This window comes from Mycolicibacterium agri, from assembly GCF_002553505.1.
In the GTDB taxonomy this organism is placed as follows: Bacteria; Actinomycetota; Actinomycetes; order Mycobacteriales; family Mycobacteriaceae; genus Mycobacterium; species Mycobacterium agri.
The window spans coordinates 1-23,654 of record NZ_PDCP01000020.1 but is presented as its reverse complement, the minus strand read 5'-3'; the positions used below and the strand labels follow the sequence as shown (position 1 = coordinate 23,654).

Genomic DNA, 23,654 nt, shown 5'->3' with positions numbered 1-23,654 from the left:
ACGCGCTAGCCTGGCGCTTCCGCAGGACCGGGCTGTTGTCGGCGGGCCGCTTTCTCGGCGGCCTCCTCGGCGTCCATCCGGTTCGCCTCGGCCAGTGACGGCGCCCCGCCGCCGAGTCGGTGCGGCACCCAGTACTCGCCGGGCGGGTGCGGGCCGTAGTCGTCTTGCACCTGCTCGAGCAGGTGCTGCATCCGGGAATGCAGCAGCGAGGTCAGTTCGGCGGCGGGCAGCGTCGGCATGATCGGTTCGCCGACGGCCACCGAGATCGAAACCTTGGGCCGCCACATGTTCTTCGGATGCCCCTTGGTCCACAACCGCTGGGCGCCCCAGACGATGTGCGGCACGATCGGCACGTCGCAGGCGATGGCCATGCGCGCGGCGCCGGTCTTGCATTCCTTGATCTCGAAGCTGCGGCTGATGGTGGCTTCCGGATAGACCCCGACCAGTTCGCCTTCCTTGAGCTTCTGGCAGGCCTTCTCGAAAGAGGCCGCACCGTCGGCGCGGTCCACTTCGATGTGGCCGAGCTTTCGCATCAGCGGCCCGCCGATCTTGTGATCGAAGACCTCTTTCTTGGCCATGAATCGCACCTTGCGCCCGCGCTTTTGCATGTACGCGGGCAGGCCCGCGAACGTGAAGTCGAAGTAGCTCGTGTGGTTGATCGCAACGACGGCGCCCCCGGTGACAGGCAGGTTCTCGACGCCTGTGACGGTGAACTTCAACCCCTGCATCCGCCAGATCAGGCGGGCGAGCTGGATGACTGTCCCGTATACCGGTTCCACATCACGAAGCCTAGCGTCGTGACCTGCCCAACCGAACCCGTGCCGCAGCCGCCCGTGGGCGCCGGCTGATCAGGCGGCCACCATGTCGGTCGAATCGGTGGCGAAACCCGCCGTGATCGGACGACAGCAAATCGAGCAGGACGCCGTTTCAGGCCGCTTCGCCCGCGAGTCCGGCGCTTGTTCTATGAATTCGACAGTTGCCAACGCATTACGGACACGTGGGCGGGCAGGGCCCCTGCCAGACTCCGGGATCCTTCTGCCACATGTACGGCTCCTGAGTGGGAGGCGGAGACGGGGCACCGGTGTTCACGAATCGGGATCCCCCGCCGCACTGCGGTATCCCCCCTCCGGGCAGCCCGCCCTGAACCTGGCCGTTCACCCACACGCTGCAGCTGGCGCCGCTGTGCCACGCGCCGGGAGCGAACGGTCCGCCGGGACCGAAACTCCATGTCTGCGCGTAGAAGCTGCCGTCGGCGAACGGCGCGCCGAGGCAATACCTGATGCCGCCTTGGGCACCGGGCTGGCCACCGGGACACCAGCCGGCTGGCCCGTCGGGGATGTGCGGGTCGGGTTCGGCCGATGCGGTCGGCGGCAGGGCGATCGCGGCCGCCGCACCGATCGCGGCCGCGGCCATGGCCACCCACTGTCTGGAAGTAAGGATCTTCCCTGCCTGCTCCGGCATCGCATCTCCCGTCGCCTGTGATAGCTGGCCTGAGCGCTTGTGATGCATTCAAACATGGGCACAACGCCCGAGTCGGCTGAACGAGCAAATTTGCCGTCACGGCAATACTCGTCCCTGCTTGCACCGTTCTACGTAGTGATCAGTGATCGTCGACACCGCGCGTGTGGCATGGCGGGGCCGCGCGGGGGACTAAACTCGACACGAGTTCCCACCCCCAGGAGAGGCAGTAAGTGCAGGTCACCAGCGTCGGCCACGCAGGTTTTCGAATCGACACGCGGGCCGGCAGCATCTTGTGCGACCCCTGGGTCAATCCGGCGTACTTCGCGTCGTGGTTTCCGTTCCCCGACAACAGCACGCTGGACTGGGACGCCATCGGCGACTGCGACTACCTCTACGTCAGCCATCTACACAAGGACCACTTCGATCCGGAGAACCTGCGCGCCCACGTGAACAAGGACGCGGTCGTGCTGCTGCCGGACTTCCCGGTGCCCGACCTGCGCCGCGAGCTCGAGAAGCTGGGCTTTCATCGGTTCTTCGAGACCACCGACTCGGTCAAGCACACGGTCAGCGGCCCGAAGGGCGAGCTGGACGTGATGATCATCGCGCTGCGCGCCCCGGCCGACGGCCCGATCGGTGACTCCGGCCTGATTGTCGACGACGGAGAGACCGTGGCGTTCAACATGAACGACGCGCGGCCCGTCGACCTTGACGTGGTGCATGCCGACTTCGGTCAGGTGGATGTGCACATGCTGCAGTACTCCGGCGCCATCTGGTATCCGATGGTCTACGACATGCCTGAGCGCGCCAAGACGGCCTTCGGCACCCAGAAGCGCCAGCGCCAGATGGACCGGTGTCGCCAGTACATCAGCCAGGTCGGCGCCACGTGGGTCATCCCGTCGGCGGGTCCGCCGTGCTTCCTCGACCCCGAGTTGCGTCATCTCAACGACGACCACGGCGATCCGGCGAACATCTTCCCCGACCAGATGGTGTTCCTGCAGCAGATGCGCAGCCACGGCCACAACGGCGGGCTGCTGATGATCCCCGGCTCGACCGCTGATTTCACTGGCACACAATTGAATTCGCTGACCCACCCGCTGCCGGACGACGAGGTGGAGGCGATCTTCACCACCGGCAAGGCGGACTACATCGCCGCCTACGCCGAGCGTATGGCCCTGGTGCTGGCCGCGGAGAAATCCCGCTGGGCGCCCGCCGAGGGTGAGCCGCTGCTGGAACTGCTGCGGGCCCGGTTCGAGCCGATCATGATCCAGAGCGACCAGATCTGCGACGGCATCGGCTACCCGGTGGAGCTGCGCCTCGGCAAGGAAACGGTCGTGCTGGACTTTCCGAAACGGGTTGTGCGCGAACCGGTTCCCGACGAGAAGTTCCGTTACGGGTTCGCCATCGCACCCGAGCTGGTGCGCACCGTGCTGCGCGACGAGGAGCCCGACTGGGTCAACACCATCTTCCTGTCCACCCGGTTCCGGGCCTGGCGGGTCGGCGGCTACAACGAGTACCTGTACACGTTCTTCAAGTGCCTGACCGACGAGCGCATCGCCTACGCCGACGGCTGGTTCGCCGAGGCGCACGACGACACCGCGACCATCGAGCTGGACGGCTACCGCATGCAGCGGCGCTGCCCGCACCTGAAGGCGGACCTGTCGAAATTCGGTGTGGTGGAAGGCACGACGCTGACCTGCAACCTGCACGGCTGGCAGTGGAACCTGGAGAACGGACGGTGCCTGACGAGCAAGGGCCACGAGTTGCGCTGCGAAAAAATATGACAGCGCCGCGGCAGTACTACGACGACGGCCTGATCCAGCTCGATCAGGAAGCGCTGACGTTGCGGCGTTATCACTTCCCGTCGGGCACGTCGAAAGTGATTCCGCTGCGGTTGATTCGCGGCTACAAGGCCGAACCGCTGGGCATGTTCACGCAGCGGTTCCGCATCTGGGGCAGTTCGGATCTGCGTCGCTGGCTGCCGCTGGACATCTGGCGCCCGATCAAGTCGACGTTGGTGACGCTCGACGTCGAAGGGGCGCGGCTCAAGCCGACGTTCACCCCGCAGCGGCCGAGCGACTTCCTCGCCAAACTCGACGAGCTTCTGACCGACCGCTAGGGCGATTGGCGCGCATAACGCTTCGCGCCCTTGATGACCGCCGTCGCTGCTGCCGCTCCGCCCACAAGCCACGGGCCGCCGACGATCAGCGGGTCCATCCAGGTATGGGCACGGTCCACCCGGTGCGGCCGGCTTCGGTCCTGCCAACCCTTGTGGGTGAACTCGGCCTTGATACCGGACTCGGCGATCGGGTTGTCGGGGTGGCGGCTCAGCACGGACTGCGCGTGGCTTTCGGCGGCGTCGACCCGGTCGGCCAGGATCAGCAGCAGCCAGTGTGCGGCGCGGCCCTCGCTGAATTTGCGGTAGGCGTGCCTGCGGATCGCGCCCGACAATCCCCGCGGCGGCGTGGATGTGCCGAATACCGGTGTGAGCATTTGGTGTTCGATCGAGCGTTCGCGCGGCCACGTCTCCGGCTGGCGTTCGGGAAAGTCCCACCGCGCGCCGGTGTCGAGGCTCTGACACTTCGGCACCGCGGGGCGGTCGGCGGGGTCGAGGTCGGCGCCCCAGCCAGGGATGCGCGCACGCAGTTCCTCGGAGGACGGCACGGGCGGGTGGTCGGCTGTGTAGGTCATGGCGATCTCTTTCAGGCGGCGGTGGAGGGAACGATCACGGGCTTGATGCAGTTGTCCAGCTTGCCGGAGAAGATGTGGTAGCCCTCGGCGATGTGTTCGAGTGGAATACGATGGGTGACAATGTCACTCGGCTTCAGATAGCCGTTCTGGATGTGGGAGAACAGCCTCGGCCACTGCCGTTTGACCGGGCACTGGTTCATGCGCAGCGTCAGGCCCTTGTTCATCGCGTCGCCGAATTTGACCGCGCTGAACATCGGGCCGTAGGCGCCCATCACCGAGACGGTGCCGCCCTTGCGCACGGAGTCGATCGCCCAGTTCAGCGCGATCGGCGAGCCGCCCTGCATCTTCAGCTTCGCGGACGTGACGTGTTGCAGCAGGTTGCCGTCGGCTTCGGCGCCGACCGCGTCGATGACCACATCGGCGCCCAAACCCCCTGTGGTCCTTTTCATTTCCACGACGATGTCGTCGTACTCGGCGAAGTTGACCGTCTCGGCGTGGGCGAACGTGCGGGCCTTCTCCAACCGGTAGTCCAGGTAGTCGACCACGATGACCCGGCCGGCGCCCATCAACCACGACGACGCAGCGGCGTAGAGGCCCACCGGCCCAGCACCGAACACGACCACCACGTCGCCCTCGGCGATGTCGCCCAGCTGCGCGCCGAAGTATCCGGTGGCCAACGCGTCGGTGCACATCAGCGCATCCTCGTCGGACATCCAGTCCGGGATGAGCGCGGGCCCCACATCGGCGAACGGCACCCGCACGAATTCGGCCTGCCCGCCATCGTATCCGCCGCAGGTGTGCGAATAGCCGTAGATGCCGCCGACGGCGGTCGCGTTGGGATTGACGTTGTGACAGTTGGAATACAGGCCGCGGGCGCAGAAGTAGCAGGAACCGCAGTAGATGTTGAACGGCACCATCACGCGGTCGCCGGGCTTGAGGTTCTGCACCGACGGCCCCACCTCGTGCACCACGCCGATGAACTCGTGCCCGAACGTCATGCCGACGCGCGTGTCGGGCATCATGCCGTGATACAGGTGCAGGTCGGAGCCGCAGATCGCGGCCAACTGCACCGCAACGATCGCATCGTTGGGATGCTCGATCGGCGGGATGTCCTTCTCTTCGATCCGCACCTTGTACGGGCCGCGATACACCATCGCTCGCATCTGGGAATCTCCTCCACAACCGGCCTTTTGTGCTCCTCGCGTGCGCGGTGAGTCACCTTGTCCTACCCGGCGTGCGAAAGGAGAAACCTCATCGGGGCTAGCGCGGCTCGAGCACCTCGGTCCCGACGTAGGGCACCAGCGCGGCGGGCACCCGCACGCTGCCGTCGGGCTGCTGGTGGTTTTCCAGGATCGCGACCAGCCACCGCGTGGTGGCCAGCGTCCCGTTCAGCGTCGCCGCCGTCTGCGGCTTGCCGTTCTCGTCGCGGTAGCGAATCGCGAGCCTGCGGGCCTGAAACGTCGTGCAGTTGGACGTCGAGGTCAGTTCGCGGTAGGTCTGCTGCGTCGGGATCCAGGCCTCGCAGTCGTATTTGCGTGCCGCTGAGGCACCGAGGTCGCCCGCGGCGATGTCGACGATGCGGTAGGGCACCTCGATGTTGGCCAGCATCTGGCGTTCCCAGCCCAGCAGCCGCTCGTGTTCAGCCTCGGCCTCTTCGGGTTTGCAGTAGATGAAGCCTTCGACCTTGTCGAACTGGTGCACCCGAATGATGCCGCGGGTGTCCTTGCCGTGGCTGCCCGCCTCGCGCCGGAAGCAGGACGACCAGCCGGCGTAGCGCAACGGACCCGAGGACAGGTCGAGAATCTCGTTCGAGTGATAGCCCGCAAGCGGAACTTCCGAGGTGCCAACGAGATAGAGGTCGTCGGCCTCCAGCCGGTACACCTCCTCACTGTGCGCGCCGAGGAAGCCGGTGCCCTCCATCACCTCGGGCCGCACCAGCACCGGCGGGACGACGAGCGTGAAGCCGTTGTCGGTGGCCAGCCGAACCGCCAGTTGCATGAGTGCCAGTTGCAGCAGCGCGCCGTAGCCGGTGAGGAAATAAAAGCGCGCCCCCGACACCTTGGCGCCGCGCTCCAGGTCGAACAGGCCCAGCGATTCCCCAAGGGCGACATGGTCTTTCGGATCTGTGATGGCCGGGGGCTCACCGACGGTGTCGAGCACGCGGAAGTCGTCCTCGCCGCCTGCGGGGACGCCGTCGATGATGACGTTGGAGATGGCCATCTGCGCGGCGAGGAAGGCCTTCTCCGCGTCGGCCTGCTGCGCCTCGGCGGCCTTGACCTTCTCGGCGAGTTCCTTGGCCCGCTCCAGGAGTGCGGGCCGGTCCTCGGGCGACGCGGCGCCCACCTTCTTACTGGCGGCCTTCTGCTCGGCACGCAGGTTGTCGGCGGCTGTCACCGCGGCACGGCGGGCGGCGTCCGCCTCCAACAACGCGTCGACGAGGCCGGGATCCTCACCACGGGCGCGCTGGGAGGCGCGCACCTTGTCGGGGTCTTCGCGCAGCAGCTTGAGGTCGATCACGGCGCAAACCCTACCGCCGTGAGCACAACCACATAACGTTACATCTGCCTCACTTGTCACAGCACCCGACGCGCCTGTCACAATGGAGCGGATGTTGGATGCACCCGAGCAGGCCGAAGCGCCCGCTGACGAGGCAGACCACCCCGCTCGAAAGGTGATGTGGTGGCGCAGCCTGCACGCCACATCCACCCGTCGCGCACTGCTGTTGACCGCCCTCGGCGGGCTCCTGATCGCCGGCATCCTGACCGCCATTCCGGCCGGTCCCGGCGGCCCCGGGCTGCCACCCAACGCGATCGCACTGGGCCTGCGCGGCGCCGAGACCTTCTCCAAGGCCAACGCGGGCAACTGCCTGAACTGGCCGGACGGCAACCCCGACGGCGCCCAGGTGGTCGACTGCAAGGACGAGCACCGCTTCGAGGTCGCCGAGATCGTCGACATGCGCACCTTCCCGGGCAGCGAGTACGGGCCGGACGCCGCACCACCGTCGCCTGCACGCATCCAGCAGATCAGCCAGGAGCAGTGCCAGCTGGCGGTGCGCCGCTACCTCGGCGAGAAGTTCGACCCGAACAGCAAGTTCACGATCAGCATGATGTGGTCGGGCGATAAGGCGTGGAAGCAGAACGGTGAGCGCCGCATGCTGTGCGGGCTGCAGCTGCCAGGGCCGAACAACACGCAGCTGCCGTTCAAGGGCAAGGTCGCCGAGATCGACCAGTCCAAGGTGTGGCCGGCGGGCACGTGCCTGGGCATCGACCCGGCCACCAATCAGCCGACCGACATCCCCGTCGACTGCGCGACGCCGCACGCCATGGAGGTGACCGGCGCCGTCAACGTCGCCGCCAAGTTCCCCGGCGGCCTGCCTCCCGAGCCCGAGCAGGACAAATTCATCAAGGATGAGTGCACCCGGCTCACCGACGAGTATCTGGCTCCGATCCAGCTGCGCAGCACCACGCTGACGCTGATCTACAGCACGATCTCGCTGCCGAGTTGGTCGGCGGGCAGCCATCAGGTGTCCTGCAGCATCGGCGCCACGCTCGGCAACGGCGGCTGGTCGACGCTGCTGAACAGCGCCAAGGGGCCGCTGCAGATCAACGGCCAGCCCCCGGTCCCGCCGCCCGACATCCCGGAGGAGCGGCTGAACTTCCCGCCGATCCCGATGCCGGATGTCTCCTCGAGCGGTCAGACCAGCACCTACGACCAGAGCGACTCCTCCAGCAACTCGTCCAGCGGCTCGCAGACCACCCAGCACGGCCAGCAGGCGGGCACCACGAACCACGGGGGGCAGTCGACGTCGGCGACGCAGGCGCCGGAGGAACCGGGCAATACGTTCCTCAACGGCGCTCCCCCGGGCGAGGCGCCGCCACCTCCTGGCGACGTGCCGCCACCTCCTGGCGACGTGCCGCCACCTCCTGGCGACGTGCCTCCACCGCCGGGCGACGTCCCACCGCCGCCGCCGGGGGCGCCTCCGGCCCCCTTCGCGGGGCCGCCTCCGGCTCCCGCCGCACCACCGCCTCCGGTCGAGCAGGCGCCGCCACCGCCGGTGCCCGGCCCGCCGCCGCCTGAGGCCGCGCCGCCCGCGCCTGCCCCACCGCCGGGTGAACCGGTCGTGCCGCCGCCACCTGGGCCGTAATCCGATGCCTGTGCGGGTCAGCTCGCAGCGCTTTGACGAGCTGGTGGCCGACGCGCTGGACATGATCCCCCCGGAACTGGCCGCTGCGCTCGACAACGTCGTCGTCCTCGTCGAGGACCGCAATCCCGACGAGCCCGATCTGCTCGGGCTGTATCACGGCGTCGCGCTCACCGAACGGGATTCGTGGTATGCGGGTTCGCTGCCCGACACCATCACGATCTACCGCGAAGCGCTGATGGATGTCTGCGACACCGAGGAGCAGCTGGTCGACGAGGTCGCGGTGACGGTCATCCACGAGATCGCCCACCACTTCGGCATCGACGACGATCGGCTCCACGAACTCGGCTGGGCCTGAATTCCTCAGCGCGGCAACCACGAATTGTCGCTCGGTGGTGCTATCAAGGGGCCATGGATAACGCCTGCCGCGAGTGTCGAGAAGGTCTCGACCACTGCCACGGCACCGTCATCCATCACGCGCTGACGTGGACGGAGTGCACCGAGGACGATTGCGTGACACCCGAGGTGGTGCACGCCTTCAAGATCGACTGCGAGGCCGTCGGGTGTACCTGCGCTCAACCCATGGGGTCGGCGGAGGACAGCGCGTCCTCGACGGGGTGAACGTCGGGCTCGGGATAGAACGGCGGCGCCTTGGCGCCCCAGTGCAGACAGCTCCACCTCCCGTCGGTGATCGGCGCGAGCACGATCGAGCCGGCGTTGCCGAGGTGATGGTCCAGCGCGAAGCTACCGTCGACGCCGGCCAGGGTGGCTGCCACCAGACGAATCGCCGCGCCGTGGCTCACGACCACGATGTCGCGGCGCCACGCGTCGTCGTCGAGATAGCGCACCCGCAGCTGGGTGAGCACCGGGACGTAGCGCTCCAGCACCTCGCGGCCGGTCTCGCCTTCTGGCAGCGGATGGTCTAGATCGCCTTCGTGCCAGCGTTGGTAGATCCGGTTGAACTCCTCGATGGCGGCGTCGTCGCTGCGGTTCTCCAACTCGCCGACCTGCACCTCATGGATGCCGTCGTGCTCGACCGGCCGCAGCCGGCGATGGTTGCCGATCTCGGCGGCGGTCTGCGCGGCGCGTACGGCCACCGAGTGCACGACCATCCCGATCTCGTGTCGCCAGCCCTGCGCGAATCCGCGGGCCTGTTCGCGGCCGAGGTCGGTGAGTTCGGCGCCGGGCGGGCGGGTGTCCAGCCGCCGTTCCGCGTTGCCCTTCGACTGCCCGTGCCGCACCAGGATCAGCCGCCCACTCATGGGCCATCCGCTCCCTGGGGCCGTTTGCCGTCCCGCAGCATCGCCAGCCACTGCGAGGGTTCGTCCAGATTCGGGGGCAGAGCACCTACGGCCGACCCGGTCGGCCACGATCCGAGATAACGCACATCTGCACAACGACGGTGAAGCGCTTTGAGTGCCTCGGCGACGGCGTCGTCGTCGATGTGGCCGACACAGTCGAGGAAGAAGATGTAGGTGCCCAACTCCCTTCTGGTGGGCCGGGATTCGATTCGCGTCAGGTCGATATCGCGGATGGCGAACTCGGTCAGCGCCGACACCAGCGCCCCAGGGACGTTGTCGAGGCGCAACACCACGGAGGTGCGGTCCGCGCCGGTGCTCGGCGGTGGCGGAGCGGGCTGCCCGACGAGCACGAACCGGGTCCTGGCGTTGGGTTCGTCGACGACGCCGGACGCCAGTGCCTCGAGCCCGTACCGTTCGGCGGCCAGCGCCGTGCTCACGCCCGCATCGGCGCGGCCCTCGGCGACATCGCTGGCCGCCGCGGCATTGGAGATGGCCGGAATCAGCCGGGCCGACGGCAGGTTGGCGGCCAGCCAGTTGCGCACCTGCGCGCTGGCGACCGGGAACGCGGCGACAGTACGCACGTCACCCGCGGCTGTGTTGGGGCGCACCGCGATCGTGAACGCGACGTCGAGGGTGAGTTCGGTGAAGATCTGCACCTCCGGGCCGGTGGCGAGGCTGTCCAACGTCGGCAGCACCGATCCCTCGATCGAGTTTTCGATCGGCACGCACGCGTAGTCGGCATCGCCGGAGCGGACGGCCGCCACGGCGGCGGTGGTGCTGTCGGTGGGTAGCGGGTCGACGTCGCTGAAAGCGCCGCCACCAGGCAACATGCCCTCGCCGGCCATCCGGATCAGAGCCGCCTCGGTGAAGGTTCCTTCGGGGCCGAGATAGGCGATGCGGGGCACAAATCAACCCTATCCGGTCACCGTGCCCAGACCCGGGCTGTCGAGAGGTGCGTCTTGCGGGTCGAGTTAGGCAACGCTAAGTTAGGGTCACCTTATCTACAGGAGGGGAGCTTATGGCGGCACCGGCAACGACGACGGCACCGACAACGGCCGAACGGATCCGAAGCACCTGCGCGCGGGCGGGCGGCGCGATGCTGGCCATCGAAGGCGTCGAACCGACCACGTGCGCGGTGCATCACCTGCTTGGCGACGGTTCCTTCGCGATCACCGTTCCGGTGCATGGCGTCGTGGCCGAGATGGCAATCTCCGCTGGCGCCGCGGGGGTACAGGCAGTACTCGAGATGACCGACTATGCGCCGCTTCCGTTGCGCGAACCGGTGCGCTCGCTGGTGTGGATCCGCGGCAGCGTGCACGCCGTACCGGACGGCGAGGTGCCCGCGCTGCTCGACCTGATCGCCGAAGAGAACCCCAATCCTGCGCTACTGCAAGTGAATTCGACTAATCCAGCCGACTGCGACGATCGGCTGACGCTGGTTCGGCTGGAGGTGGAGTCCGTCGTGGCCGCCGACTCGACGGGCGCGGAGTCGATCGGCGTCAGCGCGCTGCTGCAGGCGCGGCCCGACCCGTTCGCCGCGATGGAGTCCTGCTGGCTGCGGCACATGGAGGTTGCGCACCGCGACGTCATCGACCGGCTGGCCGACCGGCTGCCGCCGTCGTTGCGGCGCGGCCGCGTTCGACCGCTCGGCCTTGACCGCTACGGCGTGCAGTTGCGCGTCGAGAACGACGAGGGCGATCACGATGTGCGGCTGGCGTTCCCGAAGCCGGTCGACGACGTGACCGGCCTGTCGAAGGCGATCCGGATACTGATGGGGTGCCCCTTCCTCAACGGCCTGCGGGCGAGGCGCCCGCTACCGTAGCTTCGGTGAGCGCGACCGAGGATCTGACCGGATCCAACCGGCACGCGCTTCGCATCGAGATCGCCGTCGTCCTCGCGGTCACGTTCGGCCTGAGCGCCTACACCGCGATCCTCGACCTCGTCGAGGCGATCCTGCTCAATCTGGCCAAGCAGACCGTCGCGCTCAATCCGCGGCTGTCGCCGTTCGACCTGATCAACCTCGGACTCAACCTGGCGAGGGTCGCGCAACTGGTGGCATGGGGCTGCCTGGGGCTGTATCTGTTGTGGCGCAGCGGCATTGGGCTCGCGCGGATCGGGCTGGGCCGGATCCGGCTGCGGCCCGACGTGCTCGGCGGCATCGGCCTGGCCGCCCTCATCGGCTTGCCCGGTCTCGGGCTGTACATCGCGGCGCGGGCACTCGGCATGAGCGTCGCGGTCGAGCCGTCCACGCAGGAGCACTCGTGGTGGCACATCCCGGTGCTGATCCTGTTGGCCTTCGCCAACGGCTGGGCCGAGGAAGTCATCGTCGTCGGGTATCTGCTGACCCGGCTGCAGCAACTGCGGGTACACCCGATCGTCGCGTTGGTCGCCACCAGCCTGCTGCGCGGCGCCTACCACCTGTACCAGGGTTGGGGCGCAGGCCTGGGCAACCTGGCGATGGGCCTGGTGTTCGGCTACACGTGGCGGCGCACCGGGCGGCTGTGGCCGCTGGTGATCGCCCACGGCGTGATCGACACCGTGGCCTTCGTCGGATATGCCCTGCTCGCGAGCCATCTGGGCTGGTTGAAGTAGCCGAGCACGTACAGTCTTTTTGTGAACGGCGATCGGCAGCCTCCGCCCCGGCGGCGGCGTGAGCCGTCACAGGTGATCCGGCGGGACCCGAACTACCGACCGCCGCCGGCGTGGCCACCCAATCCCGCAACGCCGCAGCGGCGCCCGGCGCCGCCACCCCCGCCGCCGTCCTTCCGGCCACCACCACATCGGCCGCCACCACCGCCGTCGCACCGACCACCGCCCCGGCCACCCAATCGCGTTGCGCGGCAAGCCCCGCCCGCACCGCGGCCACCCCGCAAGAAGGGACGGCTGCGTCGCGTCGTGCTCGCCCTGTTCCTCGTCGCGGTGCTTGGCGTCGTCGGCCTGATCGGCACCGCGTTCTGGGTCGACACCAAACTGCACCGGATCGCGGCACTGCCGGACTACGCCGACCGGCCCGCAGCGGGCAAAGGCACGACCTGGTTGCTCGTCGGGTCGGACAGCAGGCAGGGGTTGTCGCCCGAGCAGCAGGCCGAACTGGGCACCGGCGGCGATATCGGCAACGGGCACACCGACACGATCCTGCTGGTGCACATTCCCGCGTTGTGGTCGGACACCCCGACGACGATGGTGTCGATTCCGCGCGACTCGTATACCGACATCCCCGACTACGGCTCGGACAAGATCAACGCCGCGTTCGCCTTCGGCGGAGCCCCGCTGCTGGCCCAAACCATCGAGCAGGCAACGGGATTGCGCCTCGACCATTACGCCGAAGTCGAGTTCGACGGATTCGCCCGGCTCGTCGATGCCGTTGGCGGCGTGACGATGTGTCCGCCGGAGCCGATCGTCGACCCGTTGGCAGGAATCGATCTGCAGCCGGGCTGCCAGAAGCTCGACGGCCGCACCGCGCTCGGTTATGTCCGCACCCGCGCCACTCCGCGTGCCGATCTGGACCGCATGGTCAACCAGCGCCAATTCATGTCGGCGCTGATGCACCGCGCCGCCAGCCCGACCGTGTTGCTCAACCCGCTGCGCTGGTTACCTATGGCCCGCGCGGTCGGCGACTCGCTGTCGGTCAACACCGACGATCACGTGTGGGATCTGGCCCGGCTGGCGTGGGCGCTGCGCGGTGACGTCACCACCACCACCGTGCCGATCGGCGAATTCACCGGCGGCAATTCGGGTTCCGTCGTGGTGTGGGATGAGGGCACCGCCGAACAACTGTTTTCCGCGTTGAGATCGGACACACCGGTGCCCCAGGACGTGCTCGACGCCGGGGCGATCCCGTAACCGCGTCCTGGTCGCGCTCAGTCGCGGCCCGCACCGGTGAGGCCGTTCTGCAGCCAGTCCTTGGTGCGGCCCGGATGATTGGTCGCCACCCACGCCACCTCGAGGTCACCGCAGTAGCGCACGTCCTCGTAATGGTCGACGGTCCAGCAGTACAGCGCGCGGCCCTGCGCGGCGGCGCGGTCGACGAGTTCGGGATGCTCGCGCAGCGTGGCGATCGAGGGACCGACCGCGGTGGCACCGACGGTGGTGGCCGCGCTGCCGCCCAGGAAGCGGGACGTCTCGCCGAGCAGCACGGTGGGCAGCAGCGGAGCGGCCCGCCGGATCCGCCACACGGCCGCGGCCGAGAACGACATCACCACCGCACGCGACAGGTCGGCCGACGCGGGCGAGGCGATGCCGTAGCGGTGCAGCAGCGCAAGCACCTTGCTCTCCACCAGCGCGCCGTAGCGCACCGGATGCTTGGTTTCGATGAACAGCTTCACCGGGCGATGCCAGTCGAGCACCAGCGAGACAAGCGCGTCGAGCGTCAGCACTCCGGTGTCGCCGTGCGAACCGTCGCCGCGCCAACTGGCATGCCAGGAGCCGAAATTCAACTCCCTCAGCTCGGCCAGCGTCATCTCGCTGACGAGCCCGGTGCCGTCGGACGTGCGATCCACTCGGCGGTCGTGCACACACACCAGATGCCCGTCGCGGGTCAGCCGGACATCGCACTCCACACCGTCGGCGCCCTCTTTCAGCGCGAGTTCGTAGGCGGCCAGGGTGTGCTCGGGACGTTCGGCTGACGCTCCTCGATGCGCCACCACGAACGGGTGACCGCCGGACCCTTGGCCGGCTCCGACGTCGCCCGTGCTCATAGGGTTATGCTGCCGAATTCTGGCCTTCGGACTCAACCGGAACGCCGGATTCGCCGTCCGATGTGTGGTCCGATTCCTGCTTCGATGTCTCGTCCGCCGCGGTGTCGTCGGGGTGCCGTTCCCCCTGCTCGTCGGCCGACCGGTCGGCGACGAGCACCCACCGCGTGGTCGGCTTCTCGACGGGGCTGCGCTCGAAGCCCAGCAGCACCCGGCCCGCCAGGACCACCGCCGCCATGGCGATGAGATACGCCACGATCGTGGTCACGGTGTTGTCGGCGATGCCTTGGGCGTCGGTGGTGAAACTCGTTGCGATGGAAAACACCGACACCGCGGTGCTCATGGCCCACACCACCCACCACACCGTGATCGGCCTGCGCAGGTGCGCCAAGCGGTCTTCGACGCCGGCCAACTCCATCACGAAGACCGGCGCCCAGACCAGGTTCACGAACGGCACCAGACAGCCGGCACGCAGCGCCCATAGAGGGCGATGCTCTTCTCTACCAACGTATTTGAACGCCGCCGCCCGGCGCGCGATCAGCCAGTTCGTCAGCAGGACGAAGGTGGCGAAGATCAGGAAGAGCGCGGCCACGCTGACCAGCACCCCCAACCCGGTGGCCGCCCACGCCACCACGGGGTTCAACAGCACCTCGCGGTTGATGATGAGCAGCACGTAGCGCACCAGGTGCACGAACGCCGCGATGCCGAGCACCGTGATGGTCGTGACCAGGACGGCCCGCAGCGCTGCCGTCGAAGGCCCGCGCCGCGGCTCTGCCTGCTGCTGCTCCGTCTCGGCGGGTTGGACCGGCTCGACCAGCCCCCAGCGGGGGATCTCGGTGTAGCGAGGTGTCGGGCCCGGATGACGCGGGCGGCGGCGCGGCGGCGGCGGAGCCCCCGGACGGACGGCGATCCAGCGGTAGCCCGGTGGCAGCCGGGGCGGCGCGTTCTGGGCGCCTTGCCCGGACGGGCGCACCGCCGGTGCGGTCGGACGCCACTCCGACTGCGGTGGCGTCGCCGACGGGGCCAGCAGGGTGCCATTGCACCGCGGACACCAGACTCGCTGCCGGTCCCGCACATTCCACCGCGTCCCACACTGGGAACACACCTGGATCATTCGACCAGCCTAACGACGGTTGCTCATACGGTGCCGACGCCGCCGCCGTCGGTGATGACCGGCCTGCCGGCGTCGACCCAGGCCTGCATGCCGCCGGCGACGTTGATCGGTGCGTAGCCGTTCTGCGCGAGGTAGCCGGCCACCCGCATGGAGCGGCCGCCGAGGTGGCAGACCACGAACAGCTTGGCGTTCGGATCGATCTCGCTCATGCGGGCGGGCACCTGCCCCATCGGGATGTGGATGGCGCCCTCGGCGTGGCCGCGCTGCCATTCGTCGTCTTCTCGGACGTCGAGGAGGACCACCGACTCGTCGAAGCTGGTCGGCACCCCGGACACCTGTACCTCTCGAACATCTCCTGCGCGGTCCATGCCGTCATGCTACGGAGCGAGGATTTGTCGACACACGTCAAGCAGCAATGTCGCACTATCCACAATTTCCACAGGTTCATCCACAGGCCGGCGAGCCCGGAGGGTGTCTCTGAGCTACCGAATCTGTGAGATTCCTTGGGGTCACTGTGGATAACCTGGGGTCGTTATCGAATAGTGATCAACAGGGCGGGGATCGGTGAGCGAAATGTCTTGCCCTTCTAACTTTTGGTCCGTGATTCGACGGCCAGGCGCCCGATTTCGCCCCGAGCTGACAAAGGTTTATGATCGGCGTCACAACAGGCAGTTGTGAGGGATCTCACGGGGGTGGGTATTTGAACGCGCAGGTCAGGGGCTTATAGATGACGTCGCATCCGTTCGGAACCGGATCCGCCGCCTCGGAGTGGCAGTCGTCGGCGCACGTCTACGCGCGCAGCCAGCTGGTGGCCTTCGTCCGCGCCGGCGTCATCGCGCTGGTGCTGCTGGGCATACTCGCCCTGATCGTCCTGTACTAGGCGTAAAGCGGCCCTGGTCTCTCCCGTCGGAGAGCCAGGGCCGTCTGCTTTGTCGGTCTGTTGTGATCGATCGGCGTCAGGCAGGCGGGTAGACACCCATCTGCTTGCCCTTGTCGGTCTGCCAGAAGATGTCGGCGATCTCGTCGATCGTCTTGAGCAGCTTCTCGGCGACGGCGACATCGAGCGACTTCTTGACATCACCCGCGCCATGCACGCCGTCCCAGAACAGCTGGTGCAGATTCGGGAACTGCTCGAAGTGCTCCTTGGAGAAGAAGTCGGCCCACAGCACCATCAGATGATGCTTGACCTCCTCGGCCTGCCGCTCCTTGATGATGATGGCGCGCGCCTTGAAGTGCTCATCGTCGGAGTCGTGATACTTCTGAATCGTCTTCAGGCACGACAGCGCTTCAATCTTGGCCTGCGCGGGGTCGTAGACGCCGCAGTACAAATCGCAGTGAGCATGGGCAGGAGTTGCGTTGGAGAAAAGTCGATGCAGCATGCCCCTAACCTACCCTTTCGGCATGCGCGGCAACCATCCACTCCGGCATTGGCCGCTGCGCCGCTTCGCCGTTGTCGAGGACTCGATGCGCCCCACGCTGCGCCCCGGCGACGGCTTGTTGGCGCTGCGCGGCGGGCGAATTCGGCGCGGCCAGTTGCGCGTCTTTCCCGACCCCACCCTGCCGTCGCGTTGGCTCGTCAAGCGCGTCGGTGAAGTCCGCGGGACAGGAGCCACAGCGACTTTCGAGGCGCGCTCCGACAATCCGGACGCCCCAGGCGCCGTCGATTCACGGCGGTTCGGCTGGGTGCCCGCCGCGGGTTCATACCGCGTGGTGTGGACGGTGCGGGCAAAGGCCGCCCGTTAGCACTCGCGTCCTCTTGCCTGCTAGGCGCATTTGGATACATCCTGTAGCTAATCGACCCAACGGTGTGTCGGGCAGGTTCCGAAAACTACCGAAAGTCGGAGTCGCGGAGGCGAGATGGACACGGGGTCCGGTCGGGCGATCGAAATCGCCCCATTTCATTCACGGGGATCCCTCAAGGGATTCGTGGTGTCCGGCCGCTGGCCGGATTCCACGAAAGAGTGGGCGCAAGTCTTGAAGCTGGCCGTCCGGGTGGCATCCCTTCCCGGATTGCTGTCCACTACAACGATTTTCGGCGCCCGCGAGGAGCTACCCGAGTCACCTGAGCCAGGCACCGTCGGCCTGGTCGTCGCCGAGGGCCCGGTCGTCGGCGAGAACGCCGTCGCGCCAGGGCATTTCGCCGACCATCAGCCGCCGGCGCTGATCATGCTGCACCCGCCGTCGGAGACGACGCCGTCGCTTCCGGAGTGTTCGGGGGCCGCATCGGGTTGCGTTCTGCTGCCCGGCCTTCCACATCTTGGCCTCGAGCACCGCGCCGCGTGGGTGGAAGCGGAAGCCGATGGCACGGTCACGTCGTTGGTGAGCCGTGTCGGCATCGACCCGATAAGCGATCCCGACACCGCGATCCTCGCGATGCTCCTTGCCGCATAAGGGTTTTCGAACCGCTTAATTCGAAGTTCGAAAACCGAATTACGGGTAGCCGAACTTGCCGCCGGCGGTGGCGGGCAGCCGGATTCGTCGTTATCGTGGGTTCGTCAGCGAAGGGGAGTAGCCCCCAATCGTCGGGTCGACATACTGGCGCACAGCCCGGCCGGCGAACCGCAAGGCACGCGGTGGGCGAGACCTTCGACCGAATGCGTGACAAGACCGAATTCAACTCGGCCGTCGCGCGACGTGTCGAAAGGTTGTGCATGCTTGCCGCCACACTGGTCAGCCTCGGAGTCGTCTTCCTCGCCGAACTCGGCGACAAATCCCAGTTGATGACGATGACCTACGCGCTGCGCTATCGCTGGTGGGTGGTGCTGTCCGGGGTCGCGATCGCCTCATTCCTCGTGCACGGGGTGTCGGTGACCATCGGCCATTTCCTCGGCATGACCCTGCCCGAACGCCCCATAGCGCTCGGCGCGGCGATCGTCTTCCTGCTGTTCGCCATCTGGACGTGGCGGGAGAGCCGCGACAACGGCGACGAAGAGGTCCGCACGGCCGTCGCTCCACGGCATGTCCTGCTCGCGATCGTGTCCTCGTTCGTGCTGGCCGAGCTCGGCGACAAGACCATGCTGGCCACGGTCGCGCTCGCCAGCGACTACAACTGGGCCGGCGTGTGGATCGGCGCGACCCTGGGCATGGTGCTCGCCGACGGTGTCGCTGTCGCCGTCGGTGTCGTGCTGCACAAGCAGCTGCCCGAGCGCTTCCTGCACCGCGCCGCAGCCGTGCTGTTCCTGTTGTTCGGTCTGTGGATGCTGTTCAACGGCGCGCTGGGTTGGCACCTGGCGGCCATCGCGATCACCGCGGCGATCGCGGCGGTCGCGGTCATCGCCGGCGTCGTCGCCGTGATACGCCTGCGGCGGGCGCCCGCGCCGGAAGTCGGGCCGATGGAGCCGTCACCGGACCGGTCGTGATTTCGGGATGGCAATTCCACGATTTGGAGTCCACCCGTGCTTGTCGGGAGGATGTCCGCGGCACCGCGATTCCAGCAAACACCCCCAGGAACACCGAGACGGTTGTTCTCGGTTGCCCGTTCCCACCTCGGCGAGCACATAGCCAATGGTCGTGCGCCCAGGAGCTAAGGTTCTGCTACCTATCCGTCAAAATTTGCTTGCATGCACCGTGAGACATTGATGAGATATGGTCTAAACGTCCTGCTTAAAGCGCTATCAAGCCCCTTGAAGAAAAAGCGGGGTTAACTTTTACGCGGTTTGCACTTGGTTGTTGGCACAACTCTCGCTACGATGATCAGCAAATACGCCGCCTAACTAATCCGCTCTGTCAGCATGTGGAGGTCATATCGATGAGCAAGACGTTCGCCGATCGTCTGAACCGACTGTTCGACACGGTCTACCCGCCCGGGCGCGGTCCGCATACGTCAGCTGAGGTGATCGCAGCCCTCAAGGCCGAAGGCATCACCATGTCTGCTCCGTATCTCTCCCAGCTGCGTTCAGGCAACCGTACGAACCCGTCCGCGGCCACCATGGCTGCCCTTGCCAACTTCTTCCGGATCAAGCCGGCTTACTTCACCGATGACGAGTACTACGAGAAGCTCGACAAGGAATTGACCTGGCTGGCCAATATGCGGGACGAGGGCGTCCGCCGTATTGCGGCAAGGACGGTCGGTCTATCCGCTGAAGCGCAACAGGACCTGGTTCAAAAGGCCGAGGAACTGCGCCGCAAGGAGCACCTCGACGATTAGCCCGCAGGGTCCGCTCATGTGGCACCCGGCGAAGTGATCATCGATCTCCATCACGAGGTGGCTGCGGCTCCCGCCCGGTCCAGCTGCCGATACTGGTTGGCGATAGCGAGGATCCACTCGCGGTCTGAATAGGTGGTCGGCTGGCGCAGCCAGCCCAACCCGGGAAATAGCGCGCGCTTGGTCTGCTCGTCGGTCGCGTCGCGGCCGGCATAGATCCACTCGGCGATCGCGCGCGCTTGTTCCTCGGGTTCGACGTCGGGTGTCTCGATGTCCGACATATCGCTGATCTCCTGCTCGAGGTCGTGATCGGCCGACGCGCCCGCCGCGTCCACCCGATGGCGCAGCGCGGAGTCGGCGGCTGTGGCCTCGAGGAACAGGGCGTCGGAAATCAACGACATCCGCTCGGCCACCCGGAACACCAGCGGCCCGCGCGGCCGCACCCCGATGCCCACATCGGGGTGTCGGCGGCTGAGCTCATCGAGCAGCGGCGCGATGATCCGCAACTCGCGGCGCGCGCCGAACCAGTCCTCGACGCTGGGCAGCAGGGAGCCCGCGGCCACCACCAACATGGCGCAGCCCAGCAGCGTCGCGGCGGCGCCGACCCCGACGAGCTCGGTCGTGCCGACCGCCCGTAGCAGGAAGAACGCGCTGGCCAGCACGATCAACACGATGCCGATCGTGAACACGAACAGCGCCCGCCCGCGCCGGGTGCGATTCGAGTGGCGCATGCCTGCCCACGACACCAGGGTCAGCGCAAGCAGCACATACAGCAGCGGCAGCAGCCACGGCAGCGACGTGTTGTCCGAGCCGAGGTTGCGCCGCAGATACTCCTGCGGCGACATCTCCGGCTGCTGGCCTGCGGCGAAGAAGGCGACCAGGGTCGCGATGGCGATGACCGCCGCGACGGCGTACTGCAGCATCGCGATGCGGCGCAGAGTTGCGGGTTTACGCGGCGACGAGACCGTCGTGATCATCACGCAGCTGCCCGCGGCGCAGGCCACCAGCGCCACCTGGCTCAGGCCCATCGAGATGTTCGGCCAGCGCAGCAGCGTGTCCAGCAGCAGTGTCAGCGGTTGCCAATTCAGCGCCGCGACCAGGCCAAGGCTGCCCAGCGCCAGGATCATGGCGGTGCTCACCAATGACTGCTTGTTGACCAGGGCCCATCCGATGCGCAGGCCGGTGGCAAGTCCCAGCAGACCGGCGATCACCCAGATGATCAACCAAACGCCTCTCCGAGCCGAACCTGCACGATCGAGGAGCGGTCGGAGGGCAGCCTGCCCAGGCGATAGATGAGCAGCGCCGCGAAGTCCTCGGCTTCCTGTTCGGCGTCCTCGCCGCTCGGCCCCATGCAGCCGGTGCGCTGGTTGAGCATGTAGCCGATCAGGTCGAAGCTGGCGACTTCCGTCTCCGCGCGGGCGGCTTGGACGACGGGAACGCCATCGTGACCGAGGACCAGGTGCCCCAGCTCATGGGCCAGGGTGCGGTCCCAGGCGGGAAGCCCCTTCTGGATGAGGAAGACGTCGCGGTCGGCGTACTGACGCCACTGCCCGCACACACCCGGCGGCAGATCGGCCATCTTCAATTCGATCGGTCGATTGCGGTCTGCGCTGACGGCTTCGACAAGGCGGGGCAACGAGATCTCGCCGCGTCGCGGGGCGAGATCCAGCACCGCGCTCACTGCGCGTGTGACGCGACGGCTGGCTGGCATGAGAACCCCCTCTCGACGACTCCACTATGCGCTGCCCGGCCGCGTTGCGGGGGGCAGTTTGTAGTACTACCTCATGAAACGTGCTGAGCCGCCCACCCGCACGGCGTGGCCGGCTTTCGCCTGCCTATATCCAACCAATCCCCCTGCGCCGGTGAGCACGAGAATGCCCACGATTCCGGGCACGGCCACGGCGGCCACCTGCGGTAATCCGGCGGTCCGCAGGTACTCCGTGTAGCCAAGTCGATACGACGATTTCGGTACTGGCGCAGTGCCACCCGCGTTGGCCGGCGGGACACGGCCGGTGGGCGGCGGCGCGGTGACGGCGCGGGGCGCGGGGGGCGGCGGCGGACCTGAGCCTGCCCCGCCGGATCCGGCGCCTCCTGCCCCTGTGCCGACTCCGACGGGCGGCGCGACGATCACCGGCATCGTGATCGGCGCGGGTACGACGGGCGCCGGCGCGACCGCACCCGCGCCCGCATCCAACGCGGCCGGTCCGCCCGGCGCGCCCGGTTGGGAGGGGCGCAGTTCGTCCGGCAGTTGCATCTCGGGGACCTTCGGCGGCCTGAAGCCCGGCAGTCCGACGATCGCGCCGTCGCTACCGCCACCGCCGCTCGCGCCGCCCGCGCCGCTTCCGCCGCTTCCCGGCGGTGGTTGACCGACCGGTGGACCGGGATTTTCATCGCAGGGGTCCTCCGGATTCTGCGGGTCCTTCGGATCGTTGGGCCAGCCGGGATGGTCCTTGCCCGGCCGCGGATGGTGTGGTTTACCGGGCCGTGGATGGTGTGGTCGTGGATGCCAGTGCTTACCCGGTTCAGGCCTCTCGCCTCGCGGCGGTGCCTTGGGCCCTGGACCACCCCACGAGCCCTGGGAGTGGTTGCCGCGCCGCTTGGTATCTCTGTCCGGCTGGCCAACGACATTGCGAGGGGATTCAGCCCGCGAGTCGTGCGACCGCTGCAAGCAGCCCACCCTGGGCGACCGCGCACATGCCTGCGCCCGCCGTCAGCCCGGTGATCAGCACCGCGGTCAGACTCATGCTCGGTAGCCCGATCCCTCGGCCAGCACCGCGAACAGCTCCTGCAACCCAGAAAGCGAATGCGCCGGCAGCACGGCGTCGCAGTACGGCAACGCGGCCGCCATCGCCCCGGCCAGCGGCTGAAATCCCGGGCGCGCGGCCCGCGGGTTGAGCCACACCAGCTGATGCGCACGCCGGCGAACCCGGGCGACCGCTCGCGCCAGCAGCTCCGGCGGATCGCTGTCCCAACCGTCGGAAGCGATGATCACCACCGCGCCGCGCAGCGCATTACCGTGCGACGTGGCCAGCAATTCGGTGACACTCCGCCCGAGGTGGGTACCGCCGTAGCGGTCGGCGACCTTGGCGTTGGCGCGCGCCAGCGCCACCTCCGCGGACCGATGTGACAGCACCGGAGTCAGTCGGGTCAGCGATGTCGAGAAGGCGAAAACCTCCGGCCGCATCCCCTTCTGCTGCAACGCCGCCGCACGCATCAAGTGCAGATAGACGGATGCATAGGCCTGCATCGACCCGCTGACGTCGCACATCAGCACCATGCGCCGGGAGTGCTGGCGCGGCCGGGTCCGCGCGAGTACGACCGGCTCCCAGCCGGTGGCCCGCGACGCTTTCATGGTGCGCCGCAAGTCGATGCGCTTTCCATGCGGATGCGGTTCGCGGCGCAGACTCCGACGACGCGGCCAGCGAGCCACCGCCTGTTCCAGCCAGGAGCCGATCAGGCGTAGATCGGCCGCGTCAAAACGTTCGAACGGCTCCTCGGCGCGCGCGACGAGCCGACTGGGCAGCATCTCGGGAATACCGATGTCGCTGTCGTTGTCCTCGCTCGCTGCTGTGATCGACGCTGGCCGGGTCGCCCACGGCAAACCGCCCTCAGCCTGTGCGTGCTGTCGGCCCCGCACGCCGGGCTCGGGTACCGTCGTGGTGCCGAGACTTTGTTTGAGGCCGGGCGGGTCCAAACCCAGGACGGCGTCGGCGAACAGAGCGTCGAACGCGGCGTCGAAGCCAATCAGGTCCTCCGCCCGGCTAACAAGTGTCAGCCGGGCGGTCCAGTACAGCTGTTCCCGGTCAGTCGGCCAGAACCGGCGCAGTGCCTCGACGAGTCCTGCTGCACTGCTGGCGGACACCAGCAACCCGGCACCACGCAAGCGTGCTACCAGGGCGGCGGCGAAGGCTGCGAGATCGACGCCGCGCAGCAGAAACGGCGAAGCCACCGACGACTACGCGCCTTTGCTTGCGCTGCGCCGACCCAGGAGGAACAGCAACGCCGCCACCAGCAAACCTACCGCCGCGTAGGGCCCGTACTTCAGCAGCGCACCGCCACCGGCGAGGTCCAGCAGGTCGATGGGTTCGGGTTCGGACTGGACTGCGGCAAC

At 67.6% G+C, this 23,654-nt stretch carries 28 protein-coding genes; 13 read left to right on the top strand and 15 right to left on the bottom strand.

Annotation, left to right across the window (positions count from 1 at the left end; all coding sequences use genetic code 11):
* Positions 1–5: 5 nt before the first annotated feature.
* Both CQY20_RS13130 and CQY20_RS13125 read right to left on the bottom strand, forming a co-directional pair.
* The gene (locus CQY20_RS13130) at positions 6–779 is read right to left on the bottom strand and encodes a lysophospholipid acyltransferase family protein (protein WP_097940527.1); all 774 of its coding nucleotides are present in this window, start codon (positions 777–779) and stop codon (positions 6–8) included.
* Positions 780–987: 208 nt separating this feature from the next.
* On the bottom strand, positions 988–1,461 hold the full coding sequence (locus CQY20_RS13125) for a hypothetical protein (RefSeq protein ID WP_133119070.1): 474 nt from the start codon (positions 1,459–1,461) through the stop codon (positions 988–990).
* A 230-nt stretch (positions 1,462–1,691) separates the two neighbouring features.
* On the opposite strand from CQY20_RS13125, the gene CQY20_RS13120 reads away from it, so the two are divergent.
* Entirely contained in the window at positions 1,692–3,242 is a 1,551-nt protein-coding gene (locus tag CQY20_RS13120; RefSeq protein ID WP_097940525.1) for an MBL fold metallo-hydrolase, read from the top strand.
* Complete coding sequence (locus CQY20_RS13115) at positions 3,239–3,577, top strand: hypothetical protein (RefSeq protein ID WP_097940524.1); 339 nt, start codon at positions 3,239–3,241, stop codon at positions 3,575–3,577. Before CQY20_RS13120 ends, CQY20_RS13115 begins: the two co-directional genes overlap by 4 nt.
* Here the strand turns inward: CQY20_RS13115 and CQY20_RS13110 are convergent.
* The 3 genes from CQY20_RS13110 to serS form a co-directional block, all read right to left on the bottom strand.
* Positions 3,574–4,149, bottom strand: coding sequence for a hypothetical protein (locus CQY20_RS13110; protein ID WP_097940523.1), 576 nt, complete (start codon positions 4,147–4,149; stop codon positions 3,574–3,576). The two genes, CQY20_RS13115 and CQY20_RS13110, sit on opposite strands and share 4 nt — an antisense overlap.
* Positions 4,150–4,160: 11 nt before the next feature.
* Positions 4,161–5,312, bottom strand: a complete 1,152-nt coding sequence (locus CQY20_RS13105) for a zinc-dependent alcohol dehydrogenase (RefSeq protein WP_097940522.1) — start codon at positions 5,310–5,312, stop codon at positions 4,161–4,163.
* 97 nt (positions 5,313–5,409) lie between these two features.
* On the bottom strand, positions 5,410–6,666 hold the full coding sequence (gene serS, locus CQY20_RS13100; RefSeq protein ID WP_097940521.1) for a serine--tRNA ligase: 1,257 nt from the start codon (positions 6,664–6,666) through the stop codon (positions 5,410–5,412).
* Between the two features lie 82 nt (positions 6,667–6,748).
* Here serS and CQY20_RS13095 point away from each other — a divergent pair, with 82 nt between their 5' ends.
* Genes CQY20_RS13095 through CQY20_RS35455 form a run of 3 tightly spaced genes read left to right on the top strand, consistent with a single transcriptional unit; the run spans position 6,749 to position 8,911 of the window.
* A complete protein-coding gene (locus CQY20_RS13095) occupies positions 6,749–8,293 on the top strand; it encodes a septum formation family protein (RefSeq protein WP_097940520.1) in 1,545 nt (514 codons plus the stop codon).
* Positions 8,294–8,297: 4 nt separating this feature from the next.
* The gene (locus tag CQY20_RS13090) at positions 8,298–8,648 is read left to right on the top strand and encodes a metallopeptidase family protein (RefSeq protein ID WP_097940519.1); all 351 of its coding nucleotides are present in this window, start codon (positions 8,298–8,300) and stop codon (positions 8,646–8,648) included.
* A gap of 53 nt (positions 8,649–8,701) precedes the next feature.
* Positions 8,702–8,911 carry a hypothetical protein gene (locus tag CQY20_RS35455; RefSeq protein WP_097940518.1) on the top strand — a complete coding sequence of 70 codons (210 nt, stop codon included), beginning with the start codon at positions 8,702–8,704 and terminating at the stop codon, positions 8,909–8,911.
* Here the strand turns inward: CQY20_RS35455 and CQY20_RS13080 are convergent.
* A complete protein-coding gene (locus CQY20_RS13080) occupies positions 8,866–9,552 on the bottom strand; it encodes a histidine phosphatase family protein (protein ID WP_097940517.1) in 687 nt (228 codons plus the stop codon). The two genes, CQY20_RS35455 and CQY20_RS13080, sit on opposite strands and share 46 nt — an antisense overlap.
* On the bottom strand, positions 9,549–10,496 hold the full coding sequence (pheA, locus tag CQY20_RS13075; RefSeq protein WP_097940516.1) for a prephenate dehydratase: 948 nt from the start codon (positions 10,494–10,496) through the stop codon (positions 9,549–9,551). Before pheA ends, CQY20_RS13080 begins: the two co-directional genes overlap by 4 nt.
* A gap of 113 nt (positions 10,497–10,609) precedes the next feature.
* Between pheA and CQY20_RS13070 the strand changes: the two genes are divergently transcribed.
* Genes CQY20_RS13070 through CQY20_RS13060 form a run of 3 tightly spaced genes read left to right on the top strand, consistent with a single transcriptional unit; the run spans position 10,610 to position 13,434 of the window.
* Positions 10,610–11,413, top strand: coding sequence for a DUF2470 domain-containing protein (locus CQY20_RS13070; RefSeq protein ID WP_097940515.1), 804 nt, complete (start codon positions 10,610–10,612; stop codon positions 11,411–11,413).
* A gap of 5 nt (positions 11,414–11,418) precedes the next feature.
* Positions 11,419–12,183: a CPBP family intramembrane glutamic endopeptidase gene (locus CQY20_RS13065; protein WP_097940514.1), complete on the top strand. Its 765-nt coding sequence runs from the start codon at positions 11,419–11,421 to the stop codon at positions 12,181–12,183.
* Positions 12,184–12,204: 21 nt separating this feature from the next.
* Positions 12,205–13,434: an LCP family protein gene (locus tag CQY20_RS13060; protein ID WP_097940513.1), complete on the top strand. Its 1,230-nt coding sequence runs from the start codon at positions 12,205–12,207 to the stop codon at positions 13,432–13,434.
* Between the two features lie 17 nt (positions 13,435–13,451).
* Here CQY20_RS13060 and CQY20_RS13055 read toward each other — a convergent pair whose 3' ends face one another.
* Genes CQY20_RS13055 through CQY20_RS13045 form a run of 3 tightly spaced genes read right to left on the bottom strand, consistent with a single transcriptional unit; the run spans position 13,452 to position 15,767 of the window.
* A complete protein-coding gene (locus tag CQY20_RS13055) occupies positions 13,452–14,288 on the bottom strand; it encodes a glycerophosphodiester phosphodiesterase (RefSeq protein WP_097940512.1) in 837 nt (278 codons plus the stop codon).
* A gap of 4 nt (positions 14,289–14,292) precedes the next feature.
* A complete protein-coding gene (locus tag CQY20_RS13050) occupies positions 14,293–15,399 on the bottom strand; it encodes a DUF4328 domain-containing protein (protein WP_097940511.1) in 1,107 nt (368 codons plus the stop codon).
* Positions 15,400–15,422: 23 nt separating this feature from the next.
* The gene (locus tag CQY20_RS13045) at positions 15,423–15,767 is read right to left on the bottom strand and encodes a rhodanese-like domain-containing protein (protein ID WP_097940510.1); all 345 of its coding nucleotides are present in this window, start codon (positions 15,765–15,767) and stop codon (positions 15,423–15,425) included.
* 359 nt (positions 15,768–16,126) lie between these two features.
* On the opposite strand from CQY20_RS13045, the gene CQY20_RS34840 reads away from it, so the two are divergent.
* Positions 16,127–16,279, top strand: coding sequence for a hypothetical protein (locus tag CQY20_RS34840; protein WP_165789256.1), 153 nt, complete (start codon positions 16,127–16,129; stop codon positions 16,277–16,279).
* Between the two features lie 76 nt (positions 16,280–16,355).
* On the opposite strand, the gene sodN is transcribed toward CQY20_RS34840, so the two are convergent.
* Complete coding sequence (sodN, locus tag CQY20_RS13040) at positions 16,356–16,778, bottom strand: superoxide dismutase, Ni (protein ID WP_097940509.1); 423 nt, start codon at positions 16,776–16,778, stop codon at positions 16,356–16,358.
* Positions 16,779–16,800: 22 nt separating this feature from the next.
* Between sodN and CQY20_RS13035 the strand changes: the two genes are divergently transcribed.
* The 4 genes from CQY20_RS13035 (at position 16,801) to CQY20_RS13020 (ending at position 19,546) form a co-directional block, all read left to right on the top strand.
* Entirely contained in the window at positions 16,801–17,142 is a 342-nt protein-coding gene (locus tag CQY20_RS13035; RefSeq protein WP_371871051.1) for a S24/S26 family peptidase, read from the top strand.
* A gap of 114 nt (positions 17,143–17,256) precedes the next feature.
* A complete protein-coding gene (locus CQY20_RS13030; protein WP_097940508.1) occupies positions 17,257–17,790 on the top strand; it encodes a peptidase in 534 nt (177 codons plus the stop codon).
* Between the two features lie 260 nt (positions 17,791–18,050).
* The gene (locus tag CQY20_RS13025; protein ID WP_097940581.1) at positions 18,051–18,758 is read left to right on the top strand and encodes a TMEM165/GDT1 family protein; all 708 of its coding nucleotides are present in this window, start codon (positions 18,051–18,053) and stop codon (positions 18,756–18,758) included.
* A gap of 389 nt (positions 18,759–19,147) precedes the next feature.
* Entirely contained in the window at positions 19,148–19,546 is a 399-nt protein-coding gene (locus CQY20_RS13020) for a helix-turn-helix domain-containing protein (protein WP_097940580.1), read from the top strand.
* A 50-nt stretch (positions 19,547–19,596) separates the two neighbouring features.
* On the opposite strand, the gene CQY20_RS13015 is transcribed toward CQY20_RS13020, so the two are convergent.
* The 4 genes from CQY20_RS13015 to CQY20_RS13000 all read right to left on the bottom strand — a co-directional run bounded on the left by CQY20_RS13015 (position 19,597) and on the right by CQY20_RS13000 (position 23,492).
* Positions 19,597–20,766 carry a hypothetical protein gene (locus CQY20_RS13015; protein ID WP_097940507.1) on the bottom strand — a complete coding sequence of 390 codons (1,170 nt, stop codon included), beginning with the start codon at positions 20,764–20,766 and terminating at the stop codon, positions 19,597–19,599.
* Complete coding sequence (locus CQY20_RS13010) at positions 20,763–21,254, bottom strand: ImmA/IrrE family metallo-endopeptidase (protein WP_097940506.1); 492 nt, start codon at positions 21,252–21,254, stop codon at positions 20,763–20,765. Before CQY20_RS13010 ends, CQY20_RS13015 begins: the two co-directional genes overlap by 4 nt.
* 66 nt (positions 21,255–21,320) lie before the next feature.
* A complete protein-coding gene (locus tag CQY20_RS34495) occupies positions 21,321–21,797 on the bottom strand; it encodes a hypothetical protein (RefSeq protein WP_133119069.1) in 477 nt (158 codons plus the stop codon).
* 486 nt (positions 21,798–22,283) lie between these two features.
* Positions 22,284–23,492 (bottom strand): vWA domain-containing protein, encoded by a 1,209-nt coding sequence (locus tag CQY20_RS13000; RefSeq protein ID WP_097940504.1) that lies wholly within the window; start codon positions 23,490–23,492, stop codon positions 22,284–22,286.
* Positions 23,493–23,654: the final 162 nt, after the last annotated feature.

What these genes read in the sequence shown, in the direction of transcription:
- CQY20_RS35455 (WP_097940518.1), top strand. Translation starts at nt 8,702, where the DNA reads ATGGATAACGCCTGCCGCGAGTGTCGAGAAGGTCTCGACCACTGCCAC.
- CQY20_RS13080 (WP_097940517.1), bottom strand. Translation starts at nt 9,552, where the DNA reads ATGAGTGGGCGGCTGATCCTGGTGCGGCACGGGCAGTCGAAGGGCAAC.
- CQY20_RS34840 (WP_165789256.1), top strand. Translation starts at nt 16,127, where the DNA reads ATGACGTCGCATCCGTTCGGAACCGGATCCGCCGCCTCGGAGTGGCAG.
- CQY20_RS13105 (WP_097940522.1), bottom strand. Translation starts at nt 5,312, where the DNA reads ATGCGAGCGATGGTGTATCGCGGCCCGTACAAGGTGCGGATCGAAGAG.
- sodN (WP_097940509.1), bottom strand. Translation starts at nt 16,778, where the DNA reads ATGCTGCATCGACTTTTCTCCAACGCAACTCCTGCCCATGCTCACTGC.
- CQY20_RS13095 (WP_097940520.1), top strand. Translation starts at nt 6,749, where the DNA reads ATGGAGCGGATGTTGGATGCACCCGAGCAGGCCGAAGCGCCCGCTGAC.
- CQY20_RS13110 (WP_097940523.1), bottom strand. Translation starts at nt 4,149, where the DNA reads ATGACCTACACAGCCGACCACCCGCCCGTGCCGTCCTCCGAGGAACTG.
- CQY20_RS13025 (WP_097940581.1), top strand. Translation starts at nt 18,051, where the DNA reads ATGCTTGCCGCCACACTGGTCAGCCTCGGAGTCGTCTTCCTCGCCGAA.
- CQY20_RS13020 (WP_097940580.1), top strand. Translation starts at nt 19,148, where the DNA reads ATGAGCAAGACGTTCGCCGATCGTCTGAACCGACTGTTCGACACGGTC.
- CQY20_RS13045 (WP_097940510.1), bottom strand. Translation starts at nt 15,767, where the DNA reads ATGGACCGCGCAGGAGATGTTCGAGAGGTACAGGTGTCCGGGGTGCCG.
- CQY20_RS13035 (WP_371871051.1), top strand. Translation starts at nt 16,801, where the DNA reads ATGCGCGGCAACCATCCACTCCGGCATTGGCCGCTGCGCCGCTTCGCC.
- CQY20_RS13010 (WP_097940506.1), bottom strand. Translation starts at nt 21,254, where the DNA reads ATGCCAGCCAGCCGTCGCGTCACACGCGCAGTGAGCGCGGTGCTGGAT.
- CQY20_RS13070 (WP_097940515.1), top strand. Translation starts at nt 10,610, where the DNA reads ATGGCGGCACCGGCAACGACGACGGCACCGACAACGGCCGAACGGATC.
- CQY20_RS13090 (WP_097940519.1), top strand. Translation starts at nt 8,298, where the DNA reads ATGCCTGTGCGGGTCAGCTCGCAGCGCTTTGACGAGCTGGTGGCCGAC.
- CQY20_RS13125 (WP_133119070.1), bottom strand. Translation starts at nt 1,461, where the DNA reads ATGCCGGAGCAGGCAGGGAAGATCCTTACTTCCAGACAGTGGGTGGCC.
- CQY20_RS13030 (WP_097940508.1), top strand. Translation starts at nt 17,257, where the DNA reads ATGGACACGGGGTCCGGTCGGGCGATCGAAATCGCCCCATTTCATTCA.
- CQY20_RS13055 (WP_097940512.1), bottom strand. Translation starts at nt 14,288, where the DNA reads ATGAGCACGGGCGACGTCGGAGCCGGCCAAGGGTCCGGCGGTCACCCG.
- CQY20_RS13115 (WP_097940524.1), top strand. Translation starts at nt 3,239, where the DNA reads ATGACAGCGCCGCGGCAGTACTACGACGACGGCCTGATCCAGCTCGAT.
- CQY20_RS34495 (WP_133119069.1), bottom strand. Translation starts at nt 21,797, where the DNA reads ATGCAACTGCCGGACGAACTGCGCCCCTCCCAACCGGGCGCGCCGGGC.
- CQY20_RS13050 (WP_097940511.1), bottom strand. Translation starts at nt 15,399, where the DNA reads ATGATCCAGGTGTGTTCCCAGTGTGGGACGCGGTGGAATGTGCGGGAC.